Source organism: Ruegeria sp. H3 (assembly GCF_056533095.1).
Genome location: NZ_JBQFOD010000004.1, coordinates 266,787 through 290,060 on the forward strand (window position 1 = coordinate 266,787; position 23,274 = coordinate 290,060).

A 23,274-nucleotide genomic window follows, 5' to 3' on the forward strand; every position below is an offset into this window, starting at 1 on the left:
CCCGCCTTTTGCCGCGGCCTCACCAATGGCTGCTCTTAGCTCTCCCGATATTCGACGAAGCTGTCGCCGTTCAAAATGAGTTTCCTTCCTGGCAAAGAGTCAAAAAACTCAATTAATCTGGCGCGTGCTTCTATATCTCGGCCCTTGAAATGGCGCGATCTCATTTTTGTTTTGTACCCTTTCTGGTCACCGTAATCCTCCATGATTTCCTCGTGAAACGGCCCTAGATCATCATAAACCCACCAGCCCGCCCAAAGGTCCTGCGTGCCTTTGGCAGCAGCTTCGGTACGACTCTTCAACGTTTCGATGTCCAGATCGGTATATATCGTGTACTCAATTGCCATCACAGCCTCCCAATGGTTCCGTTACGGCGAACGATAATCACATCGCCAAGCCCTTCAATGGGCCAGTTCTCAAACTGCTGTCTAAGGGCGTCTTCATCTACATTGCTATCATAAAGGCCGATGACGATGTTTGCAGTCTGACCCTCATCAATTTTGTCTTTGACTTCTGACCAGATGTTTCGCGCGCGGTCCGTCGACGGCGCGTAGTGATCGTAAATCTCTCCGTTGATCAAATAATCAGGGTTTTTTGGCCCGTCGACCGCCGGGTTCTGAATGATGTCAAAGCCATTTTGCCCCAAAATCTGGGCAGAATCATTTTCTCGCTGATGCCCGCGTTGTGTCGCCTCATCTGAATTGGGATTGATTGGTGTCGGATCACCTGGCCTGACCGCAACAATGTTCGGCCCTGTTTCCGCAGGGATCGGAGTAGAGATGATGTTGTCGGCCGGATCATCAGGGATCGGCGATCCGGTGTGATTAGGCAAACCAAGCTCTTCAATCGGGTACGTTTCAAGCCATTGTTCGATACGTTCCGGAGTGAAGCCTGGCAGTTGCCCTAAGCGGCGTTCATCTTCCGTCAGTTCGGGGAACACCTCGACCCAGCCTTGTGCTAATTCGCCTTCCTGAAGCCTTAATTCACCTTGCGCAAATGCTTCGCCAGCGGCTTCAATAAAATCCTGTAAATCGAGCTGCTTAGCGGGGTCGCCGCCAATGCCTGTTTCCAGAATGGTGCCGGGATTCATCAACTCGTAAATCGCTGTGGCCTCTGCGCCGATACGCGCAAATTCGGGGTTCTTGGGTAAGACTGGATAACCGCCGCTACTGATTCCTTCTTGCACGAGGGCATATGCGGTTGCAGCCAGGCGGCCTTCGACAGTTGCCACATCGACCCCGAGTTGCGCCCCTGCCGCATCTACACGCCGATCACGCATAGCTTCTGTCCAGTCTTGCAAGGCATCAGATGCAAGAAGCGCAGCGCCAACGCCAGTCAGAGCGCGCAAGCCGCGTATCGCATCAGTTGGGTCGAGAGCAGGGACACCATTTGCAGCGGGTGCAAAATCAGCAAGCACCACATTGCTCTGTACTCCCGGCAAAACAGGTTCGGCATAGCACCGACAATTATGTGCCTCGCCCGGATGGCCGCCTTCTGGGGGATTGTCCCATCGGAAAACACGGTCCTCATATGCAGCGTGGTTATCACGTACCTTGGCATCATCTTGCGAGCGCCAGATATATTGCTCAATCCCGAGGTTTTCCTGCCGGAGCTGGTTGATTAGTCCTGCAAATGCCCGCACGAGACGTTCTTCCATTGCTGTTCGCAATGGCCGAAATCGTTGCGGATGATTTTGGTATTCGTTGAAAATACTCTCTAGACGTGCATCCCACGCGCTAAGTGCTTCTGCCTTTGCGTCTGACACGTCCCTCAGATCGGATGCGGACACAGTTGGTACTGTGTCAGGCGATGTGAGGGCGTTCAGAAGCGTCCGAGTGTTTTCGGAAATCACCTGGTCGAGACGTTCGTTCAAATCGGCTCGTAAAGCAGAGTAGTTTGGGAAACTCGATTTGAGCGATAGCCCCCCGCAGCGACCAACGATGCGGCCGTCGCGCCGAGCGAGCACATATTGGCCGTCGCCGCCATGTCTGAGGAAATCGCTGAAACTGTGTTGCATGGAGCCTCCGAGCAGGTGCGGTACAGGTTCTATTCACCAATGGTGAAGAAAACCTAAGATCACCGTTCGCAACGCTCTTGAGGAAAGCGAATCTCCACGCTCGCGTCATTAAACAGACATTCATGCGGTCCGCAGCATCCGTCGTTTCGGGCTCGAAGCCGAAATCGGGAATGAACTGAGCACTTGTAGGGAAGAGCGCTACCACAAGCGACCATACAAAAAGACCCCGGTCGAAACCGGGGCCTTTGATGATCAAAAGAAGGGCAGTTTACTGTGCGTCTTCTTTCTTCTCTTTCTTCTCGGGCACGACTTCTTCGCCGGTTTCCTGATCGACCACTTTCATCGACAAGCGGACCTTGCCGCGATCGTCAAAGCCCAGCAGCTTGACCTTTACTTCCTGGCCTTCCTTCAGAACATCCGACGGATGGTTCAGGCGGCGGTTTTCGATCTGGGACACGTGGACCAGACCGTCGCGTTTGCCAAAGAAGTTCACGAAGGCACCGAAGTCGACGATCTTGACCACTTTTCCGGTGTAAACCTGACCTTCTTCCGGCTCGGCGACGATCGAGTGGATCATCTCATAGGCCTTTTTGATCGATTCCCCGTCTGGCGAGGCGATCTTGATGACGCCGTCGTCGTTGATGTCGACCTTGGCGCCCGACACTTCGACGATTTCACGGATGACCTTACCGCCCGAGCCGATCACTTCACGGATCTTGTCGGTCGGGATGTTCATGGTCTCGATGCGCGGCGCGTGGACCGAGAATTCGTTGGTCTCGGACAGGGCTTTGCCCATCTCGCCCAGGATGTGCATCCGGCCGTCCTTGGCTTGCGCCAGGGCTTTCTCCATGATCTCGGGCGTGATACCCGCAACCTTGATGTCCATCTGCAGCGATGTGATGCCGTTTTCGGTGCCCGCCACCTTGAAGTCCATGTCGCCCAGGTGATCTTCGTCACCCAGAATGTCCGACAGGATGGCGTATTCGCCGTCATCTTCAAGGATCAGACCCATGGCCACACCGGCAACCGGGGCTTTTAGCGGAACGCCCGCATCCATCATCGACAGCGAACCGCCGCAGACCGACGCCATCGAGCTGGAGCCGTTGGATTCGGTGATCTCCGACACGATACGGATGGTGTAAGGGAAGTCGGTCGCCGCAGGCAGAACCGCCTGCAGGGCGCGCCATGCCAGCTTGCCGTGGCCGATCTCACGTCGACCGGGGCCACCCACGCGGCCAACTTCACCAACCGAATAGGGGGGGAAGTTGTAGTGCAGCAGGAAGTTCGATTTGAAGTTGCCATGCAGCGCGTCGATGAACTGCTCATCGTCGCCAGTGCCCAGCGTGGTCACGGCCAACGCCTGAGTCTCACCACGTGTGAACAGGGCGGATCCGTGCGTACGCGGCAGCATCGAGGTTTCTGCAACGATCGAACGGATGTCCGTAGTCGAACGACCGTCGATCCGCTTGCCACCCTTGACGACGTCGCCGCGCAGGATGCCGGCTTCCAGCTTTTTCATCGCAGAACCGAGGTTGCCGTCTTCCAACTGCTCTTCGGTCAGCGCTTCCTTGATCGCTTCACGGGCAGCCGCAACAGCGGCAGTGCGCTCTTGCTTGTCGGTGATCGCGAAAGCGGCGCGCATCTGCTCTTCACCGGCGGCCTTAACGGCAGCGGACAGTTCGGAGTAATCCGGTGCCTGGAAGTCAAACGGCTCTTTCGCGGCTTCTTCGGCCAGCGAGATGATCAGGTCGATGACCGGCTGGATCTGCTCATGAGCAAAGTTTACGGCGCCCAGCATTTCCGCTTCGGACAGTTCGTAGGCTTCCGATTCAACCATCATCACGGCGTCTTTGGTACCGGCAACAACCAGATCCAGACGCTGTTCGGGGTTCAGGCGCAGGTCCTGCATGTCGTCGACGGTCGGGTTCAGGACGTATTCGCCATCCTCAAACCCAACACGGGCACCAGCGATCGGGCCACGGAACGGCGCGCCGGAAATGGTCAGGGCAGCGGATGCAGCGATCATTGCAACGATGTCGGGATCGTTGACCAGATCGTGGGACAGCACGGTGCACATCACCAGAACTTCGTTCTTGAAGCCGTCAACGAACAGCGGGCGGATCGGACGGTCGATCAGACGCGCGGTCAGCGTCTCTTTCTCGGTCGGGCGCGCCTCACGCTTGAAGAAGCCACCCGGAACTTTACCGGCGGCATAGTATTTTTCCTGATAGTGGACGGTCAGCGGGAAAAAGTCCTGACCGGGTTTTTGCGCCCGCGCAAAGGTCACGTTTGCCATGACGCTGGTTTCGCCCAGCGTGGCAATCACGCTGCCATCAGCCTGACGGGCAACCTTGCCGGTTTCCAGTGTCAGCGTTTCCTCGCCCCACTGCATTGATTTCTTCGTTACATCAAACATATGCGTATCCTAGAACGGAGCACTCCCGCCCCTGCGGGTCTCCGGTTTGCATGGCGACCCCATTGCCGCCGACCCCACTTTATCTTCCATTCGAGTGCCGGGGTCAGGGCACAACGTCTCAGATAGCGCGCGCATACAGGAGATTGGGGCCGAAGGGAAGGGCTCTCACATCCGTGAGCGGGCATTGGCCCTACACGACCTGATTCGACATTTTGGTTTGGGGGACCTTAGAACGAGCGTTCGCGCGATTTGCGCAGAGCCCGAATATCTGGTGCTGGTTCCGCGTTTGCTGCGGGCGCTGGTGTGGCTGGTGTGCCCGGTGTGTCGTTACCTTCAAACTTAAGCAACGCCAAGGCAGATGCGGACCACATCAAGGCGTTGACCCAAAGAAGGGCAGCGCATGAGGCAAGTCCTTTGAGAATGACTTGAAGATCGAAGTCGGGAAGATCCCCGGTCAATACGACTGAAAAAATAGACAAAAAGAGCGGAATTTGGGCAAGCAAAAAGGTGAAAGCCTCGAAGGCGAATTGTAGTAGGATGGCCACGAGGAAGATGCAGAACAAGGGAATGAAGTTTCGCCCGAAGCCGTTAAAGAACCCTCGGCTCGGTGCGCCATGGCCCGCCCCTCGTGCCGCGCTTGCCATTGGAACGGCCATGGCAGAGTAGCCCGCTGCGATCAGGACATAGGCTAAGACGAGTTGTCCGCCCAGAGCCAGAAAAGCGAACCCAAGCGGAGCTCGTTCAGCGGCCTCTTTAAGCGCATCAAGGGATATTGGCTCGCCCAATTGCCACAGGGTGAATATCAGGCCGATGACAGCTGAGACGAGGGCAATTGCGGCCAACGTGATCGTGAAGCAGATACCATAGAGAACGGAATACAACGCGAGCGTTTTGAAATCCGTTCTTCGCCTATCCCCTTTGAATGCCAAGGCGACCCGCATTCCCAACAAGCTAATGAACACAGCGGTGATTGGTCCACTAACATGACTGGCCATGCCCAGAGTGACCAAACTCAAGGCGAACCAGACCGGTATCGATGCCAAGCTGACTAAAAGAACGGGAACAATCATGCGTAGAAATACGCCAATGGAAAGCAAAAGTGAGTTGAAAATTAGGATCACAGTGCGGCCTTAAGAAAACAGCTGATGCATGGCTAAAAAAACTTTAGTGTTGATTGGATTGCAATCTACCTAAAGGAGATTGATTGGCAAGGCGCTTTCAGGGGATCTAAGCCACAAATGACCTTCGCAAGTATGTGGTCGTTAATGGATGGACCAAATTGGCAAACGGCGTAGGATTGCATAAATGGTCATACATATCTGATAACTGAGGGTGCGATGACCTTTTGCCGACTGTTTCTTACCGTCATCATATTGGCCCTTTCAGGCGTTCCATCACTGGCAGCGCCCGTCCAACCTATTGAGTGGTCCGCCTTGCCTGACCCCGCAGCGCAGGTCTTCGAAGATCCGTTTCGTGATCTGAATGATGAGCAGGCCGATGACATCAGGTTTGCGCTGCGGTTGCGTGCACGCTTGCAACAGGATGTCGGTAGCGCGGAAGAACGACAGCAATGGCAAGAGATGTTGATCGAAACCGAAGCCGCCCTGGTCGCTGATCAAATCGATATCGACTGGCTCATGTCTCAGCGCGAGGCGGTGATCCAGCGGCGTGAGACTGCCAATACCACAGGCAATCCTGTGATCGACGATCAGATCGTTTCGATCGCGGGCTACGTGATCCCCGTAGCGCCTGATGAACAGGGTCGCGCGGTTGCCTATCTGGTGCCTCAGCCCGGTATGTGCAGCCATCTGCCGCCGCCGCCGCCCAATCAGATGATCCGCCTTCTGCTTTCAGATCACTGGGCCCCGGCCGGCTACTATGAGTATGTGCGTCTAACGGGTCGTTTGGCGATAGCACCAACCGAATACGAGATATTTGTCATCGATGGGCAGGTTCCGATGCTCGCAACCTTCAGCATGGAGGTTCAGGAGGCCGAGATTCTGGACGGCGGGGAGGTTCAATTCAATGAATTTCTAACGTTGCATGATCGGTTACGCGCAGCATTGGGGCGAAAGTCCAGCGGTGCTGTCGATGCACCTTAACCCGATACCACAGGACAAAAGATACATTCGAAAAGCAGAATAGTTTTGTGTAAATTTAGTGACAGTGTAGGCTTGGCCTACAAGACCTATGGTCGTGAGGACGGTAACGCGCCAAGGTAACACAAAAACAGATGCCGCCTCCGACCGAAGACCTTGGCGTTTGCACCTAGCAAACTGAGGGAAAGTCGAATGGCTCAAACCAAGAAAATGCTGGATCCGGATCCACGGATCTATGATTTTGAGACCGAATACGAGCTGGGGCAGGACAATGTCCGCCCCTTCGGTCTGGACATCCACAATCCTGTCTTTTTGATCTCAAGTATCCTGATCTTTGCGTTCGTTCTGATCGCTTTGGCCAATCAGGAATCCGCTGCTACGTTTTTTGGCTGGCTGCGTCCCTGGTTGACCAGTACGTTTGACTGGTTTCTGGTGCTTTCAGTCGATGCAATCACCCTGTTCTGTCTTGTTCTGATCGTCCTGCCGGTTGGCAAGGTTCGGATCGGGGGCAAGGATGCCAAACCTGACTATTCCTATGCCGGATGGATTGCGATGATGTTCGCCGCCGGTATTGGCATCGGTCTGTTGTTCTTTGGCGTGATGGAACCGGTCTATTACAACTTTGCCGAAGGCGGAAACGCTGTGCCATTGGGTATCGACATCGCGGTTCCGGGCAATGAATACGCCGGTATTGTGGGCACGATCCACCATTGGGGCCTGGAAGGTTGGGCGGTTTACGCAGCCGTTGGTCTGAGCCTTGCGATCTTTGCCTATAATCTGGACCTGCCGCTGACCCTGCGGTCGGCTTTCTACCCGATCCTAGGCGAGCGCGTTTGGGGCTGGTGGGGCCACCTTATCGACACGCTGGCGGTATTTGCCACATTGTTCGGTCTGACCACCTCGCTGGGTCTGGGCGCGCAACAGGTGGCGGCTGGACTGAACGAGGTGTTTGGCATCGAACCCAGCCCGACCGTGACGGTTCTGTTGATCATCGGGATCACGCTGATCGCCTTGGGGTCGGTTCTGATGGGCATGGATGCAGGTGTCAAACGGCTGAGCGAGATCAATATGATCATGGCCGTTGGCTTGTTCATCTTTGTGATCGTCGTGACCGGCGTCGGCACCGCCATCGCCCGGTACTTCAACGTCATGGTGGATTACGTGACGCATTTACCCGCGTTGTCAAACCCCTTCGGGCGCGAGGACACGAGTTACTTCCATGGTTGGACAACCTTCTACTGGGCCTGGTGGATCGCGTGGTCACCCTTTGTGGGCATGTTCATCGCCCGCATCTCGAAGGGCCGCACGGTGCGTGAGTTTATCCTGTGCGCGCTACTGGCTCCGACAGCGGTCTGCGCGCTGTGGATGTCAACTTTTGGCGGCGCCGCCATCGACATGTTGAACGCGGGTGGAGCCGAAGGAGTGCGTGCCACAGTGATCGACAGCTATGCGCCCGAAGGTGCCTTGTTCGGCTTCCTGAAAGAGCTGCCGCTTTACGGGATCGTCGCGCCCATCGCGTTGGTCCTGATCGTGGTGTTCTTTGTCACCTCGTCGGATTCGGGCTCGCTGGTGATCGACACGATCACCGCAGGCGGCAAGATGGACGCGCCGGTGATCCAGCGGGTCTTCTGGTGCACGCTCGAAGGTCTGGTCGCCATCGCGCTGTTGCTGGGTGGCGGACTGTCCGCCCTGCAGGGTGCTGCGGTGTCTACGGGCATACCGTTTACACTGGTGGTTCTGATCATGTGCTATTGCCTGTGGCTGGCACTGAAATCAGAAAAGGCGAAGATGTAAAACACCTTAAGCCATGAGAAAATGAAACGCCCGCCTATTTGGCGGGCGTTTTTTATGTGTGAGGTTAACCACAGAGAAAATCCAAAACCCGTCTATTCTACCCGCGTTGTTGTTTCATAGTTTAGCAAAGGTTTTCTCATGCAGCTTCATTCCGCCTCAGGCATTTCATTCAATCCCGATGTGTTCGATGAATCATTTGTCGATATGCTCGACAATCTTCCCGAAGATGCGGTCGAGGATATTGATATAGACGAAACTCCTGAAATGCCGCTGATGACCGCCGCGCCAACCGCCGAGCCAAGTGACGCGGATATTGCCGCGATCATGGAAAGCGCGTGGCATGAGCTTTATAACTCTGACGAGGGGGCCGATATCCGGTCGCTTCCCGAAGAACAGCAGGCACAGATTAAGGCGCGTTTCCTGTCGCCGGACCCGATCTCCGAAGCTGATGCCGCAACTGTCCCGATCGATGATGCGCCTTTCTCGATTGAAGAAACAGCGGACAGCCTAATCCTGATGCAAGGCAATACGCCACTGCTGGGCGCGCCTCTTGGGTCCAGCAAAAGCCAGAAGAAAAAGGCTGCATTGAATACATTTATCGGCGCGGCAGCAAAGGCCTTTGCCGATATCATCACCATGGCGATGGCCGCCTTGGGGGTCTATCAAGCGCTAGGCAGCAAAACCGTGACAAAGGCAGGTGCCGGTATCGCTGTCAAATGTAGCAAACCGATTGCCCGCCATGCAGGTGCCATCGCAAAGGCTGGCAAAGCAGGCAGTGATGTCGCCAAGATGAAGACCATGCTGGGCGTGGCCAAAGCATCGGTCGGCTTCACCAAGCTGGCAGGTATCGTTCTGACCGATATGAGCGGTCTGGAAAAGGCGGCCGCGATTGCCACCTGTGTGGGCGGCATGACACTGGCTTTGGCTTCGGCCAGCGGATCGTTCTGGCTGTCGATGGTCGCGATGGTGGCTGCGGTGGCGATGTTCGTAATCGACACCGCGCTGGCGGTTGATACCTACAAAAAGTGGCAGGCGATCTAAGCCGGAAACCAAGAACGCCCGCCAAAGTGGCGGGCGTTTGAATTCTGCAAGCGGTGAGATCCAACCTTAGCGGCGGATGCCCAGCTTTTTGATCAGGTCCTGATAACGTGCTTCTTCTTTGCCCTTCAGGTAGTCCAGGAGCTTACGGCGCTGGGCAACCATTTTCAGCAGACCGCGACGACCGTGGTTGTCTTTTTTGTGTGTCTTGAAGTGCTCGGTCAGAGTGTTGATGCGCGAGGTCAGGATGGCAACCTGGACTTCTGGCGAACCGGTGTCGCCGTCCTTGGTTGCGAATTCTTTCATGACGCGTGTTTTTTCAGCGGCAGTGATCGACATCGGGGTCTCCTTCAAAGGTTAGAGTTAATGGCGCAGGCCGGGATGTCGTCCAGCGCAGGCCCATGGAGAAAACCGCACCGATTCCGATGCGGATGGGCGCGTATAGGCGCTTTTGAAAGGAATGGCAAAGGGTTTCTGGGGCCCTAGCCTATCGATCCATATTGGGCCAGTTCGGCCTCGGTGATCAGCTGAATGTCATCACGGCTGATGCCGTCAGCGCCAAAGACCTGGGCAACCTCCTCTCCATCGACAACGATGCGGGTCAGATTGGGAGTGCCCTCATCCTGTTCGATCTGAATGTCGGGATTGGTCTCGTCTTCCCAGGTGATAAACAGTTTATCCTCACCCGGCTCAAAGCCCATGATGGTGACATCCTCGGCCTCCGAACTCAGGACAATGTCATCGGCCCCGTCGCCCCCATTGGCCACATCTGATGTATGGGCTACGATGGTATCGTCCCCGTCGCCCCCATTTAGAAAGTCGGTCTGGTCGAACCCTTCGTCGTCACCGCCAAGCAGCAGATCATCGCCATCGCCCCCGAACAGCGTGTCGGCGCCCGCGCCCCCTGTCAGCCTGTCATTGCCATATCCGCCATGCAGCGCGTCATCGCCTTTGTCGCCCGCCAGAGAGTCTTCACCCTGACCACCGTAGAGCGTATCATCGCCTGCACCCCCGTCCAGTTCATCGTTCCCGAAATGACCCGCAAGTAAGTCGCTGCCCTGATTGCCGAACAGCAGGTCGTCACCGTCTTCGCCGTGCAGCGTATCCTCTCCATGGCCGCCGGACATCACGTCCTGCCCATCACCGCCATGCAGAACGTCATTGCCGCATCCGCCGTTGATCAGGTCATCGCCGGCATAGCCATTGATCTGGTCGTTCCCCTCCTGCCCGGTGATCTCATCCACGCCATCCGTTCCTGCGATCACGAGATCGCCCAGATGTTCGGAAATCACCGTACCTGTTGAAATGTCGGGGATGTATTCTGTCGCGGGTGGATCGACATTTTCGCCGACCTCCAGAAACTCACCTTCGGGGATGTCGTCGGCAATATTGTCCTGTGGTTCGTCTTCGTCCCGCTCGTCTTCTTCTGAGGTCAGAACATCGCCAATCGCATATGCTGCGCCACCAACGGCTGCCAATCCAATTAGTCCGGCCAGAAACATGGGAACCCTCCGAAAGCAAACTGCTCCGAGGATGGACTATCCCATCCGGCCTGTCGGCTGGTCAAAGCCAAGCTGGAGGTGTGGTTAACCCTTTGTCACCAGGCTTCGGGCTGTTGAGTGTATGCGATATACAGCGGATGCTTCGGGTGGCCGTTTTTCGTCAGGCCCAGATGAAATAGAGGGTGCCCGGTGTTCCGCAACAGGGTTTCCACTGTTGGTCCGCGCTCCAGATGCGCGCCATGGGTGCCCCAGGCGGCGATGACCTGATCGGCCCACTGAACGCCTTCCAGAATGGTCGCGTCGTTCTCGGGGCCTACCGGATCGACAGCGGCGCGCATCTTGTGCGGGTCTGTGTCGCGCCAAGCAAAGATGTTTGTCACTTGAAACGCCCCAAAGCCTAAAGCGCGCGCGCGGCGTTCACAGCGTTCAACCGTGGGATCATTCTGCACCTCGGTCGCGGTCGAGGGGTTTAGCATGACAAACAATGCCTTGCGACCCGCCGGGTCCCAGATACGGGTCAGGCTATAGCGATACTTCTCGCAATCGGAATAGATGGCGGTCGAGGGCGCGTCGCCCTTGGTATGCGTTCGGGTGATCATGCCCATCGCCTAGCACGGCTCTCAGGCGACGAACACCCGACTTGGGTGCAATTCCCCGGATTTGTAGATGCCCACGGCGACGGCCTTGCCGTCGAGCGAGGCCCAGGCCTCATCGCCGTATTTTGCGTCTGAGGCCAGAACCATACCCGGATTACCGTTGCGCAGGCGGGTGGCGCCTTCGGGGGTGCATTTCAGTTCGGGCAGGTCCGACAGGCCGGTTTCCAGCGGGTGCAGGTAGTCGTCCAGCGCGGTGGTCTTGGCCATCTCGTCGATCTGGTTGATGGTCAGCCCATCCTGTGCCTCAAACGGGCCGGACCAGATGCGGCGGAGTTCTTTGACGTGGCCGTGGCAGCCCAGAGCTTCGCCCAGATCGCGGGCGATGGAGCGGACGTAGCCCCCTTTGCCGCAAGTCATCTCAAGCACCACATGGTCATCGTCGGGGCGATCGACCAGTATGAGTTCTTCGACCCAAAGGGGGCGAGCGCTAAGTTCGACATCCTCGCCATCGCGGGCCAGCTTATAGGCGCGCTGGCCATCGATCTTCACGGCCGAAAACTTGGGCGGAACCTGCATGATATCGCCCAGAAACGGGCTTAGCGCCTGTTTGATCTCGTCATCCGAGGGGCGCATATCGCTTTGTGCAATCACTTCGCCCTCGGCATCGTCTGTATTTGTCGCCTGACCCAGACGCACGGTGAAAGTGTAGGCTTTCAAAGCATCGGTGATGTAAGGAACGGTCTTGGTCGCCTCACCCAGAGCCACGGCCAGAACCCCAGTCGCCTCAGGGTCTAGCGTCCCTGCATGCCCCGCCTTCTTGGCGTCCATCGCCCAGCGCACCTTGTTGACCACTGCGGTCGAGGTCATGCCCGCGGGCTTATCCACCACCAGCCAGCCAGAGATATCGCGACCTTTGCGTTTGCGTCCCATTTTGCACCTAGAATCTTGCCGAGGCGCGCGAGTTAGCGGATCGCCCAGACGCTGTCAATTTACAGGCATATCCTCGACCACGCCTACGATCGGGCCCAACGAGAACCCGACATCCGACCGGTTGCTGGCGCGTTCATACATGCGAGAGATATTGCCGTCGAAGAACAGCGCATTTGGTGTTTCCAGAACATCCCGGAACAGGCTGCCGAATTCGTGAAAAGTGACGTAGTCATCAGAGATCGCGAACACTGCGCGCGTCCCATCTGCGCTGGTGCCGACCCCGTTGCGCACATAGACCGAGGTGGAATCGGGCAGAAAGCGCGGGTGCAGTTCGCCATCGATCACCAGCATCGGACCGGATTGAGTCGCAAAACGACACTGCGGGGCCTGTTCGACAAACTCCAACGTCTCAAACACATCGGCACGCCCGTCGCGGATGCAGAACACGCCATTGGGTAACAAACCGAAATTGCCGGGGCCCGGATTGGCAATCACGCGCATCTGTTCCTGACCATACTCGACATAGTGGCCCACGGGCGACCGGTCGTCGTGATACATGCCTGCGTTCATCGCAAAGACGAGGCGTTTGCCACCGGGTTCGAGCGCTTCGTTGACCGAGGAAAAGTGCCCAAGCAGATCGCCGTTTTCATCGTTTAGAAACAGTCGCAGGTCTTCGCTGGCGGCATCTACCTCGCAGATCGTATAGCGCTTGTCCTGATGCGTGACCTTCTCACAGGTCACCGCACCCGCTTGCACGGCCCAGAGAACCGCGCCCAAAATGGTCAGTGACCGGATCACTCGTCCAGATCGCGGCGCACCGCGTCCTGTTCGAACATGCGACGGGTGTCGTCCAGACGGTCAAACGTATCATCCAGACGGAATCGCAGATCGGGTGAAAATTTCAGGTTCAGTTTCTTACCGATCACGCGCCGCAGCTCACCTTTGTTACGGGCGAGCAGTTCGATCACGTCCTCCTGCCCCTTGCCACCCAGTGGAAGCACATAGGCGGTGGCGATCTTCAGATCGGGCGAAGTGCGCACCTCACCCACGGTAATCGACATGCGGTTCAGGTCGGGGTCGTGGACATCTCCGCGCGCCAGAACCTCGGACAGGGTGCGGCGGATCAGTTCGCCGACTCGCAGCTGTCGTTGGGACGGGCCGGGGCCATCGTGGAATTTGTTCTTTGCCATAAACCCCGATCTAAGCGCAAAGCAGGGCTTTGCCAAGCGGGCGCGAACCGGGTAGGAGGCTTTGAGCAGTTTGCAGCAAGGGAACACCGCCATGACCCATATTCCGGGGATCGTTATCACAGGGGCTTCGGGCCGTATGGGGCAGATGCTGATCAAGACCGTCAGCGACAGCGATCAGGCGCGTCTGGTCGGCGTGGTCGAGCGCGCGGGCCATGATTGGATCGGTCAGGATGTAGGTGAGGCCATGGGCGGCCCCGCGCTGGGTGTCACAGTCACCGATGACCCGTTGGAAGCCTTTGCGCAGGCGCAGGCCGTAATCGATTTCACAGCACCCGAGGCGACGTTGGAATTCGCAGCATTGGCGGCACAGGCGCGCTGTGTCCACGTGATCGGTACCACCGGCATGAGCGACGACCAAATTTCGGCGTTGGAACCTGCCTCGCGCCACGCAGTCATCGTGCGGGCGGGCAACATGAGCCTCGGCGTCAACCTGCTGGTGCAACTGACTAAAAAGGTTGCGGCGGCGCTGGATGAGGATTTCGATATCGAGATCATTGAAGGCCACCATCACCACAAGGTCGACGCCCCTTCGGGCACCGCGCTGATGCTGGGCGAGGCCGCCGCTGAGGGGCGTGGAGTCAAGCTGGCCGATGTCTCGGATCGGGGCCGCGACGGAATCACCGGGGCGCGCAAACGTGGCGATATCGGGTTTCACGCTATTCGTGGTGGTGACATTGTAGGAGAACATGACGTTTTGTTCGCAGCACCGGGCGAACGTATTGTTCTGCGCCATCTGGCAACCGACCGCGCAATCTTTGCCCGAGGCGCACTGAAAGCCGCGCTGTGGGGGCAGGGCAAGGCACCGGGTCAGTATGACATGGTGGATGTTCTGGGACTGTAGCCCTGCGCAGCACCAGCGAGGACAAGTGTTTGTTGCCCTCGGTGGTCGATTATGATTGCGTCAATCGGTCTTAAGGTGACGGTCGACCATGCGCTGCACCATCGGCGCGAAATGAGTGAAATCCGGTGTTTCCATATCGGCCCGTTTGCCTGCCTCATCCAGATAGCGCACCTGAATGATCTCTTTCAGGTTTGGATTGGCCTCGAACTCTGCCACTTCCTCGGCGCTCATCGGGCCGCCTTGCAGTTCCAGCGTATGGATGGACGCGGCTGACAGCCGGTTGAAATATTCCGGCTTGGTGGCGCAGAGATACCGCTTGGCCGCGACGTGGTAGCGACAGCAGTCGGTGATGACCGAGGGGAAGAACTGCTCCAATACTTCGGCCCCGGCATCTTCGTGGTGTCGGTCTTCGGTATCATCAGGGTGATACGTGCCAAACTCGGAGGTGAAATGGCCGATATCGTGCAGCAACGCGCCCACGATGATCTCTTCGGCCATGCCGTTCTGTTCTGCGATTGTGGCGCCCTGCAGCATATGTTCGGCCATGGTGACAGGTTCGCCCAGATACTCTTCACCGCCGCGTCGGTCGAAGATGTCGCCGATGAAAGCCACGATATTGTCGCGGCTCAGCGTCGTGAAATCAGGTTTCATTCCGCCGCCTCCGGCTGGGCCATTTCCATCGCGGCCAAGGTCGACAGCAAGCCATCTTTGTCTGCGTAACACCCCTGCAGCCAACGTGATCCCGCACCGGAATAGCCCAGACGCGCATGCAGCACGCGGGTGTTGTCGACGATAAAGCTTTCGCCCGGTTCCAGTTTGAACGACACGCCCATCGCCGGGTCATCGATGATTTCGGCCAATTGGCGATAGGCGGCGTAGTAGGCTTCCATCTTGTCAAAGGGCACGTCAACAAACGGGGCCGAGGAGCGGTTGTTGAAGCGGATGCCAATCAACTCTCCATCCGGGGACAGTTCGATCATCGGGCGGCGTGACCGCAGGCAGACCCCGTCTGAGCCTTTGTATTCGAACCGGGCTGGGTAACCTGCCAGCAAGGCAAAGCCTTCGGAGTTCTGATCACGGAGCTTTTCGGCCGCGCGGAATCCGTCAACCACGATGGAATCGCCGCCTTCGGCGGAGTTTTCAAGACAATAGAGGATTTGCAGTGTGGGCACCGGGTCGCGGTAAGGGTTGTCGGTATGGGCCTGTAATCCAAGCCCGGTATAGGCCAGGTTGGTCGGGTTCACTTCGGTTCGAACCTCAAAATAGGGGCCATAGTTGGTTTCGCGCACATAGCCGAACAGGTCGGCCACTTTCAGCAGCGATTCCGCCTCGGTCGGGCCTCCGGTTAGCTTGGCAAAGCCATATTCAGCCACCGCTGCCAGCCAGTCGCGCTTGGCCGCGGGGGTGGCATGAACCTCAGACCAGTCACCTCTGGGCGCATCGATGCCACGTTCCCAGGTAGTGATGCCGGGCGCGACGCGGCCCGGCACCGCATCATGATCGCGGTCATAACAATGTTCAGCCAGCCAGTCGGCAGGGAAGGTGACCGTCTTATCCTCGGGCTGGAACGTGACCTGCAGATCGCCCGCGACAACCTGAGCTTCGCTGACCGACACATCGGCGGGAATGTCTCCGATGGTGATCAGGCGCTGGCCATTGCCGGGCGCGCGGGTGTCCGGGTCTAGCGCATTGTCGCGCAGCCATATGGCGTGAAAGCGGGCCTCGGTTCGACTATCGAACACGACAGTAACGACAGAGGCGGTGTGAGTGGCGGTGCGCAGCATTGGGTGTTCTCCTGTTCAGCGCGAGCTTTGGTTGAGCAGATACGCCGTTCATGGCATTACCACAATTAATCCTTCTTGCGGCTGAGGCTTGGAAAATCTTATGGCTAAGAAAAAGATCGGATTACCGCCCCTGGACTGGTTACGCGTGTTCGAGGCTGCGGGCCGGTTGGGCGGGTTTTCGGCGGCGGCGAAAGAGTTTGGGCTGACTCAGGCGGCGGTCAGCCAGCGCATTGCCAACCTCGAATCCTGGCTGGGCCGGTCCTTGTTTGTGCGTGAAGCACGGGGCGTGTCACTGACGGTCGAAGGTGAAAGCTATCTGCCGCTGGTGCAGGACAGTTTGCAGGCGATGGAACGCAATACCGAGGATTTGTTCGGAAAATCTCCGCGTGAGCTGCGCGTGGCTGGGTTATCGTCGAGCATTCATGCGCTGGTTCTGCCCTGCCTGGATCGGTTTCAAGAGATGTGGCCCAAGGTGCGGGTGATGACGGATTCGGTTGCACGCCGGTCGTCATTGGATGAGGAACGCACCTGGCTGCAAATCCGCTATGGGCGCGGGGATTGGCCGGGTCGCGATGCAGCACTGATCGCACGAGAGGTTCTGGTGCCAATGGCTGCGCCGGGTATCGACTGGGGTGCCCCGGTGATTGATCTGCGCGGTGAACGCCCGGGCTGGCGGGACTGGGTGCAGAAAATCGCTGCAGTTGATTTGCCGCCAGCAAAGGTAAGCTTCGATTCGATGGAGCATGCGATTTCCGCAGCCCGGCAGGGGCAGGGTGTGACACTGGGCTCGGTGCCTCTGGCGCAGGCGGATTTGCAATCGGGGCGATTGCAAAGGCTAGACTTGCCAGAATTGCAGACCAAGGATGGCTATTGGCTGACATGGCCCGAAGACCGGGCGACATCCAAGAAGCAGCGCGCGTTGATTCAGGACTTTCTACAGGCGCTGCGCGGCTGATCGCCTAGAAATCGATGGCGATGCCCTTTTTCTCCCAATCGCCATAGCGGGCAGGGTCTGGCCCGTCACGACCGCCCAGTTCTTTGGGCAATGCCTTTGCTTTGGCTTCGGCCTTACGGCGGCGTTCTTCCGCTTCGGCCAGCGCGCGCTGGGCAGCAGGGGGCAGGTCTTTGCGGTCGTCACTCATGACATCGGGTTCCTTTCCGTGCACAGCCTTGATATACGCCCGCGTCCGCCAATGGCAATGCGGGCGCGGGTCATATGAAAGCGGGATCATGTCAAACAGCGCAACAGCAGCACGGCGTAGCGCAATCTACCTGTTGGATCAGGTGCTGGGAGAGGGCCGGCTGCTGTCCGAATGCCTGGCCGCAGGCGCGCTGGACCGGCTGGGCCCCGAAGATCGCGCGCGTGCGCAGCGCCTGGCCGTTGAAACGCTGCGCGGGTTGGAGCGCGCCGACCGACTTCTCGACAATCATTTGAACCGGACACCCGCCCTGACTGTGCATAATGCGCTGCGTCTTGGTGCGGTTGAGTTGTGCAATGGCGAAGCTGCGCATGGGGTGGTGAATTCGATGGTCGAGATTGTCAGCCGGTCACGCAAGCATGGTCGCCTGAAGGGTCTGGTCAATGCGGTTCTGCGCAAGGTGGCGGCTGAAGGGCCCGAGGCCTGGCCCAAGATGCGTGTCCCGCGCCTGCCCGAGTGGTTGCGCGATCCCCTGATTGCCGCGTGGGGTGTGGATGCTGTTATCGGCACGGAACAGGCCCATTTTGCCGGGGCCCCGCTGGATTTGACCTTGAAACCGGGGGCTTCTGTCCCGTCGGGCGAAACGCTGCCAACCGGGTCGGTGCGTATCAAAGATGCAGGTCAGGTTTCGACCTTGCCGGGATATCAGGCCGGGGCGTGGTGGGTGCAGGATGCGGCGGCTGCCTTGCCGGTACGCGTTCTGGCCCCGAAGCCGGGTGAAAAGGTGCTGGACCTTTGCGCCGCGCCGGGCGGGAAGACGATGCAACTGGCCGCTGCCGGGGCAGATGTCACGGCGCTGGATATCTCAGAGGCGCGGATGGAGCGGGTACGAGAGAACCTCGCACGGACCGGCTTGAAGGCAACGGTTGTTGTCGGCGACGCACTGGAGCATGCGGGACCGTATGATGCGATCCTTCTGGATGCGCCCTGTTCGGCCACGGGCACGATCCGCAGGCACCCCGATCTGCCTTTTGCCAAGGATGGGTCCGAATTTGGTGGTTTGATCGATCTTCAAGCGCAGATGCTGGCTCATGCCTGGGGTCTGCTAAAACCCGGCGGGCGGTTGGTCTATTGCACCTGTTCTTTGTTGCCGGACGAAGGCGAGGTGCAGATCGAAGAGGCGCTGGCAAGCCATCCGGATATGGTAGTGGATCGCGTAGCGCTGAACCTGCCGGGCGTGGACAATAAGTGGATCACCGAAGAAGGCGGCTTGCGCCTGCGGCCGGATTATTGGGCGGATCACGGCGGCATGGATGGGTTCTACATCGCCTGCCTGAGTAAATCCGCTTGAGGTCACGCTTTTCGATGACTTGACGATCAGCCCGGTCTATCGTTGGGTCGCAAGCGCCAGCAGAGCGCAAGGGGCAGAGTAAAACGCGTCATGTCAGAAACGGACACCATGACCAGCCGGTGGATGCGGTTTCAGAACCGGTTTTATGCGCGTCTAAGTCAAAGACAGCGGGCGGTGACCGGGTTTGTTTCGCAGCCTGAACCGCGCACCGTTGGGTCTTATGCGCGGGGGCGTCAGCTGGTCGCCGGTAACCTGCTGTTCTCCGGCTATCTTGTCGAGGCGCAAGATACCGGTTTGTGGGAGGTCGCGGCCCCAAGCGTTGGATTTGACGATGAACGCCACGGCTTTGCCTGGCTTGATGATCTGGCTGCTGTTGGAGACAGTCGTGCGCGGGACAAGGCGCAGCGCTGGGTCTGGGGCTGGATCGCGGCCCATGGGCGCGGTCGCGGGCCGGGATGGGTGCCCGATCTGACGGGCCGACGGGTCATGCGCTGGATCAATCACGCGCTGTTCTTGCTGCGCGGCGTTGATGATGCCCAAAGCAAGCTTTTCTTTCGGTCTCTGGCCCAGCAAACTTGGTTCCTGTCTAAGCGTTGGCATGCAGCGACGCCGGGCCTGCCGCGGTTCGAAGCATTGGCCGGACTGGTGCAATCGGGATTAGCCCTTGAGGGGCTGGAGGCGATGGCCGACCCCGCAGTCCGTGCTCTGGCGCGGGAATGCGAACGACAGGTGGATGCACAAGGCGGAATCCCGACCCGCAACCCCGAGGAGTTGCTGGAGGTTTTCACCCTGCTGAGCTGGACCGCCGCCGCCCTGAATGATGTGGGTCGAGGTACACCCGTGGCGCAGGCCAACGCGATCAAGCGGATTGCACCCACTCTGCGCAGCTTGCGCCACGCGGATGGGGCTTTGGCCCGGTTCCATGGCGGAGGTCGCGGGGTCGAGGGACGACTGGAGCAGGCGCTGGCCCAAAGCGGGGTCAAACACAAAGCGGCGACCGAGCTGCCGATGGGCTATTCTTGCCTCTCTGCCGGTCGGACCACGGTTGTTGTCGATGCCAGCCCGCCGCCATCCGGTGCGGCCTCGTTCAACGCGCATGCCTCGACTTTGGCGTTCGAGCTAACGTCGGGTCGTCGTCCTCTGATCGTCAATTGCGGGTCCGGGGCCAGTTTCGGGCTGGATTGGCGGCGGGCAGGCCGGGCAACGCCGTCTCATTCCACTTTGTGCCTGGACGGCTATTCCAGCGCCCGACTGGCCCAGCCGGTTCAAGGTAGTGAGCAGCAGGCGCTTGTCGACGCGCCGCGCGGTGTTCCATTTGATTTTGAGGACGCGATCGAAGGCATTCGCTTTATGTCCGGGCATGACGGGTACGCCAAAGTGTTTGGCCTGACCCATGCGCGCACCTTCGAGTTGCGTTTTGACGGACGCAAATTGACGGTCGAAGATATTCTTCTGACCGCAACCGACAAAGCCAAGCGGCAGTTTGACAAGGCGATGGATGCCTCGGGCCTGTCGGGCATCCCCTTTGACATTCGTTTTCACCTGCATCCGGATGTGGATACAGCCGTTGATCTGGGCGGGGCGGCGGTGTCGATGGCGCTCAAAAGCGGCGAGATCTGGGTTTTCCGCCATGATGGCATAGGAAAATTGGACGTCCAGCCAAGCGTTTATCTTGAAAAAGGGCGCCTAAAGCCCCGCGCGACAAAACAGATCGTTCTATCTGGCCGCGCAATGGAGTATGCGACGCGCATCCAGTGGACGTTAAGCAAGGCGCAGGATACTGCCTATGCCGTGCGTGACCTGCACCGGGACGAGCCAGAATTCGACTGACGCCAAAAGGACCTTTGGACCCATGACCGATCTTCACCCCGTGCGCCGCGCGTTGCTTTCCGTTTCCGACAAGACCGGATTGATCGAGCTGGGAAAGGCTCTGGCCGAACGCGGGGTTGAGCTGTTGTCGACCGGCGGCACTGCCAAAGCGCTGCGTGACGCGGGGCTTGAAGTTCGGGACGTGAGTGAGATCACCGGCTTTCCCGAGATGATGGATGGTCGGGTGAAAACGCTGCACCCGATGGTGCATGGAGGCCTGCTGGCCCTGCGTGACAACGACACCCATGTCGCAGCGATGGACGAGCATGGCATTGGCGCAATCGACCTGCTGGTCGTGAACCTCTACCCGTTCGAGGCGACCGTTGCCAAAGGTGCGGGCTATGATGAATGTATCGAGAACATCGACATTGGCGGGCCTGCGATGATCCGCGCGGCCTCTAAAAACCATGCCTTTGTGAATGTTGTTGTCGATGTCGAAGATTACTCTTCCCTGCTGGATCAGTTGGAAGAGAACTACGGCAAGACCTCATACGGGTTCCGCCAGTGGCTGGCCCAAAAGGCCTATGCCCGCACAGCGGCCTATGACACAGCTGTTTCGAACTGGATGGCGGAGGCGCTGCAGCTGGAGGCCCCCAAGCGCCGTGCCTTTGCTGGCGAACTGAAACAGACCCTGCGCTATGGCGAAAACAGCCATCAGCAGGCAGCGTTCTATACCGACGGCACGAACCGTCCCGGTGTGGCGACAGCTGTTCAGCATCAGGGCAAGGAGCTGAGCTATAACAACATCAACGACACTGACGCGGCCTTTGAGTTGGTGGCAGAGTTTGATCCGGCACAGGGCGCGGCCTGCGCCATTATCAAACACGCCAACCCCTGTGGTGTTGCGACAGGTGAAACCTTGCTTGACGCTTATAAATCGGCCTTCGATTGTGATCGGACCTCAGCCTTTGGGGGCATTGTGGCCCTAAATCAACCGCTCGATACTGAAACCGCGCGGGAAATCACCGGGATTTTCACCGAGGTCGTCATTGCCCCCGGCGCGTCGGATGAGGCCAAGGCGATCTTTGCGGCCAAGAAGAACCTGCGCCTGCTGACAACCGAGGCTCTGCCGGACGTGACCGCCGGTGGCAAAACCGTGCGTCAGGTGGCCGGTGGCCTGCTGGTCCAAGACAAGGACAACGGCTTTGTTGGCATGGATGACCTGAAACTGGTCACCAAGAAAGCGCCAACCGACGAACAGATGCGAGACCTTCTGTTCGCGTGGAAGGTGGCCAAGCATGTCAAATCCAACGCCATCGTCTATGTCAAAGACGGAGCAACTGTAGGTGTGGGTGCAGGGCAAATGAGCCGTGTCGACTCCGCACTCATCGCAGCCAAGAAAGCTGAGCGCATGGCCGATGTTCTGGGCTTGCCCCAGCCATTGACAATCGGCTCCGCCGTCGCGTCGGATGCGTTCTTCCCCTTCCCCGATGGTTTGATGGAGGCCGCCGAGGCGGGAGCGACCTGCGTAATCCAGCCCGGTGGTTCAATGCGCGATGATGAGGTGATCGCAGCGGCGGATGAGGCCGGGCTGGCGATGGTCTTCACCGGCATGCGGCACTTCCGGCACTGATGTCCTATCGGCTGCTCTACTGGGCTGCGCTGGTGGCCATTCTGATCGACCAGATCAGCAAATATCTGGTCGTTCGGGTCATGCGCGTGGCGGATCAGCCCGGCGGTATCGACATTTTGCCGCCTTTGGTCGTGTTCAAATACGGTGAAAACCGCGGTATCAACTTTGGCCTGTTTCAGGGCAATTCGGATGCCGCGCGCTGGGTTTTGGTCGCGATCTCCGTTGCGATTTGTGTCGCTGTTTTTATCTGGCTACGCCGTTCAACACCGTCCAAACTGATGCTGATTTGCGGCGGTTTATTGATCGGTGGCGCGCTGGGTAACGTGGTTGACCGGGTGCTTTACGGTTTTGTTCTGGATTTCCTGAACATGTCTTGCTGCGGTATCAGCAACCCGTATGTGTTTAATTTGGCGGATGTTTTTGTTTTCGCAGGGGCCATCGGGCTCGTTCTGTTTGACGGGAAAAAGCCCTCGTGACGCGCCGAAGGATATGCGATAAAACGTCCGAAACTGGTTGGAGACTCTGATGCGGTTGTCGCGCGCACCCTATGTTTTGTTCTTTGCCGCTGCAGTTGCGGCGTGCTCGAACCCCGGTTTGCGCGAACTGACGCCTCCCGGGGATGGCCCGGATGAGTTCTCGGTGCTGCCGGTCAAACCTCTGACAGAACCCAAGGATTATGCATTTCTGCCCGCCCCAACCCCGGGTGGTAGCAATCTGACAGATCCGAATCCCAAGGCAGATGCGGTTCTTGCACTGGGCGGTAACCCGGCAGCGACGAATCCGAACGGGGCGATCCCGGCCTCGGATTCAGCGCTGGTGACCGCGTCCAGCCGCTATGGTGTGCCGGCGAATACGCGCCAGATCGTTCAGGCCGAAGACGATGAGTTCCGCCAGCGTCGTGGCCGGTGGACCGGCCTGCGCCTGTTCCCGGTGGATCGCTATCAGCAGGTCTATGAACGTCAGGCGTTGGACCCCTTTGCGCAGACGGAAGCTGCCCGTCGTGCCGGGCTCGAAACGCCCTCGTCACCGCCAGATGAATAAATTTTAACTTTTTGTCATCTGACTTGAACCTGCCGCG

Annotated in this window: 23 protein-coding genes; 10 read left to right on the plus strand and 13 right to left on the minus strand. The window is 58.3% G+C overall.

Going from position 1 to position 23,274, the window contains the following annotated elements; translation table 11 throughout:
• Nucleotides 1-35: 35 nt before the first annotated feature.
• The 4 genes from ACR0JE_RS07405 to ACR0JE_RS07420 form a co-directional block, all read right to left on the minus strand.
• Nucleotides 36-344, minus strand: a complete 309-nt coding sequence (locus tag ACR0JE_RS07405; RefSeq protein ID WP_480545173.1) for a hypothetical protein — start codon at nt 342-344, stop codon at nt 36-38.
• A complete protein-coding gene (locus ACR0JE_RS07410) occupies nt 344-2,014 on the minus strand; it encodes a CdiA C-terminal domain-containing protein (RefSeq protein ID WP_480863695.1) in 1,671 nt (556 codons plus the stop codon). Before ACR0JE_RS07410 ends, ACR0JE_RS07405 begins: the two co-directional genes overlap by 1 nt.
• 268 nt (nt 2,015-2,282) lie before the next feature.
• Nucleotides 2,283-4,430 (minus strand): polyribonucleotide nucleotidyltransferase, encoded by a 2,148-nt coding sequence (gene pnp, locus ACR0JE_RS07415; RefSeq protein ID WP_480863696.1) that lies wholly within the window; start codon nt 4,428-4,430, stop codon nt 2,283-2,285.
• A 227-nt stretch (nt 4,431-4,657) separates the two neighbouring features.
• Nucleotides 4,658-5,551 carry a hypothetical protein gene (locus ACR0JE_RS07420; protein WP_480863697.1) on the minus strand — a complete coding sequence of 298 codons (894 nt, stop codon included), beginning with the start codon at nt 5,549-5,551 and terminating at the stop codon, nt 4,658-4,660.
• 216 nt (nt 5,552-5,767) lie between these two features.
• Here ACR0JE_RS07420 and ACR0JE_RS07425 point away from each other — a divergent pair, with 216 nt between their 5' ends.
• From ACR0JE_RS07425 to ACR0JE_RS07435, 3 genes are all read left to right on the plus strand, one after another.
• Nucleotides 5,768-6,532, plus strand: coding sequence for a DUF3299 domain-containing protein (locus ACR0JE_RS07425; RefSeq protein WP_480863698.1), 765 nt, complete (start codon nt 5,768-5,770; stop codon nt 6,530-6,532).
• Between the two features lie 189 nt (nt 6,533-6,721).
• Entirely contained in the window at nt 6,722-8,323 is a 1,602-nt protein-coding gene (locus tag ACR0JE_RS07430; RefSeq protein WP_480543339.1) for a BCCT family transporter, read from the plus strand.
• Nucleotides 8,324-8,461: 138 nt separating this feature from the next.
• Complete coding sequence (locus ACR0JE_RS07435; RefSeq protein ID WP_480543337.1) at nt 8,462-9,364, plus strand: hypothetical protein; 903 nt, start codon at nt 8,462-8,464, stop codon at nt 9,362-9,364.
• Between the two features lie 66 nt (nt 9,365-9,430).
• On the opposite strand, the gene rpsO is transcribed toward ACR0JE_RS07435, so the two are convergent.
• The 6 genes from rpsO to rbfA all read right to left on the minus strand — a co-directional run bounded on the left by rpsO (nt 9,431) and on the right by rbfA (nt 13,579).
• Nucleotides 9,431-9,700: a 30S ribosomal protein S15 gene (gene rpsO, locus ACR0JE_RS07440; RefSeq protein ID WP_170428415.1), complete on the minus strand. Its 270-nt coding sequence runs from the start codon at nt 9,698-9,700 to the stop codon at nt 9,431-9,433.
• A gap of 143 nt (nt 9,701-9,843) precedes the next feature.
• Complete coding sequence (locus tag ACR0JE_RS07445) at nt 9,844-10,863, minus strand: calcium-binding protein (protein WP_480863699.1); 1,020 nt, start codon at nt 10,861-10,863, stop codon at nt 9,844-9,846.
• A 95-nt stretch (nt 10,864-10,958) separates the two neighbouring features.
• Entirely contained in the window at nt 10,959-11,462 is a 504-nt protein-coding gene (locus ACR0JE_RS07450; protein WP_480863700.1) for a DUF1643 domain-containing protein, read from the minus strand.
• A gap of 21 nt (nt 11,463-11,483) precedes the next feature.
• Nucleotides 11,484-12,389 carry a tRNA pseudouridine(55) synthase TruB gene (gene truB / locus ACR0JE_RS07455; RefSeq protein WP_480863701.1) on the minus strand — a complete coding sequence of 302 codons (906 nt, stop codon included), beginning with the start codon at nt 12,387-12,389 and terminating at the stop codon, nt 11,484-11,486.
• Between the two features lie 54 nt (nt 12,390-12,443).
• Nucleotides 12,444-13,187 (minus strand): phosphodiester glycosidase family protein, encoded by a 744-nt coding sequence (locus ACR0JE_RS07460; protein ID WP_480551105.1) that lies wholly within the window; start codon nt 13,185-13,187, stop codon nt 12,444-12,446.
• Entirely contained in the window at nt 13,184-13,579 is a 396-nt protein-coding gene (gene rbfA, locus ACR0JE_RS07465; protein ID WP_170453633.1) for a 30S ribosome-binding factor RbfA, read from the minus strand. The genes ACR0JE_RS07460 and rbfA overlap by 4 nt, the downstream gene beginning before the upstream one ends.
• 91 nt (nt 13,580-13,670) lie before the next feature.
• On the opposite strand from rbfA, the gene dapB reads away from it, so the two are divergent.
• Entirely contained in the window at nt 13,671-14,480 is an 810-nt protein-coding gene (gene dapB / locus ACR0JE_RS07470) for a 4-hydroxy-tetrahydrodipicolinate reductase (RefSeq protein WP_480863702.1), read from the plus strand.
• A 60-nt stretch (nt 14,481-14,540) separates the two neighbouring features.
• Here dapB and tmpB read toward each other — a convergent pair whose 3' ends face one another.
• Together tmpB and tmpA are read right to left on the minus strand one after the other, a co-directional pair.
• Nucleotides 14,541-15,131: a (R)-1-hydroxy-2-trimethylaminoethylphosphonate oxygenase gene (gene tmpB, locus ACR0JE_RS07475; protein WP_480863703.1), complete on the minus strand. Its 591-nt coding sequence runs from the start codon at nt 15,129-15,131 to the stop codon at nt 14,541-14,543.
• Complete coding sequence (gene tmpA / locus ACR0JE_RS07480; RefSeq protein WP_480863704.1) at nt 15,128-16,264, minus strand: 2-trimethylaminoethylphosphonate dioxygenase; 1,137 nt, start codon at nt 16,262-16,264, stop codon at nt 15,128-15,130. Before tmpA ends, tmpB begins: the two co-directional genes overlap by 4 nt.
• 100 nt (nt 16,265-16,364) lie before the next feature.
• Between tmpA and ACR0JE_RS07485 the strand changes: the two genes are divergently transcribed.
• Nucleotides 16,365-17,219, plus strand: coding sequence for a LysR family transcriptional regulator (locus ACR0JE_RS07485; RefSeq protein WP_480863705.1), 855 nt, complete (start codon nt 16,365-16,367; stop codon nt 17,217-17,219).
• Nucleotides 17,220-17,223: 4 nt separating this feature from the next.
• Here the strand turns inward: ACR0JE_RS07485 and ACR0JE_RS07490 are convergent, their stop codons facing one another.
• The gene (locus ACR0JE_RS07490) at nt 17,224-17,406 is read right to left on the minus strand and encodes a DUF1674 domain-containing protein (protein ID WP_480863706.1); all 183 of its coding nucleotides are present in this window, start codon (nt 17,404-17,406) and stop codon (nt 17,224-17,226) included.
• A gap of 88 nt (nt 17,407-17,494) precedes the next feature.
• Between ACR0JE_RS07490 and ACR0JE_RS07495 the strand changes: the two genes are divergently transcribed.
• From ACR0JE_RS07495 to ACR0JE_RS07515, 5 genes are all read left to right on the plus strand, one after another.
• A complete protein-coding gene (locus tag ACR0JE_RS07495; protein WP_480863707.1) occupies nt 17,495-18,754 on the plus strand; it encodes an RsmB/NOP family class I SAM-dependent RNA methyltransferase in 1,260 nt (419 codons plus the stop codon).
• A gap of 90 nt (nt 18,755-18,844) precedes the next feature.
• Nucleotides 18,845-20,584, plus strand: a complete 1,740-nt coding sequence (locus tag ACR0JE_RS07500) for a heparinase II/III family protein (protein WP_480863708.1) — start codon at nt 18,845-18,847, stop codon at nt 20,582-20,584.
• Between the two features lie 22 nt (nt 20,585-20,606).
• On the plus strand, nt 20,607-22,196 hold the full coding sequence (gene purH, locus ACR0JE_RS07505) for a bifunctional phosphoribosylaminoimidazolecarboxamide formyltransferase/IMP cyclohydrolase (RefSeq protein WP_480863709.1): 1,590 nt from the start codon (nt 20,607-20,609) through the stop codon (nt 22,194-22,196).
• Entirely contained in the window at nt 22,196-22,672 is a 477-nt protein-coding gene (gene lspA / locus ACR0JE_RS07510; RefSeq protein ID WP_480551119.1) for a signal peptidase II, read from the plus strand. Before purH ends, lspA begins: the two co-directional genes overlap by 1 nt.
• Before the next feature lie 49 nt (nt 22,673-22,721).
• The gene (locus ACR0JE_RS07515; protein ID WP_480863711.1) at nt 22,722-23,237 is read left to right on the plus strand and encodes a DUF3035 domain-containing protein; all 516 of its coding nucleotides are present in this window, start codon (nt 22,722-22,724) and stop codon (nt 23,235-23,237) included.
• Nucleotides 23,238-23,274: the final 37 nt, after the last annotated feature.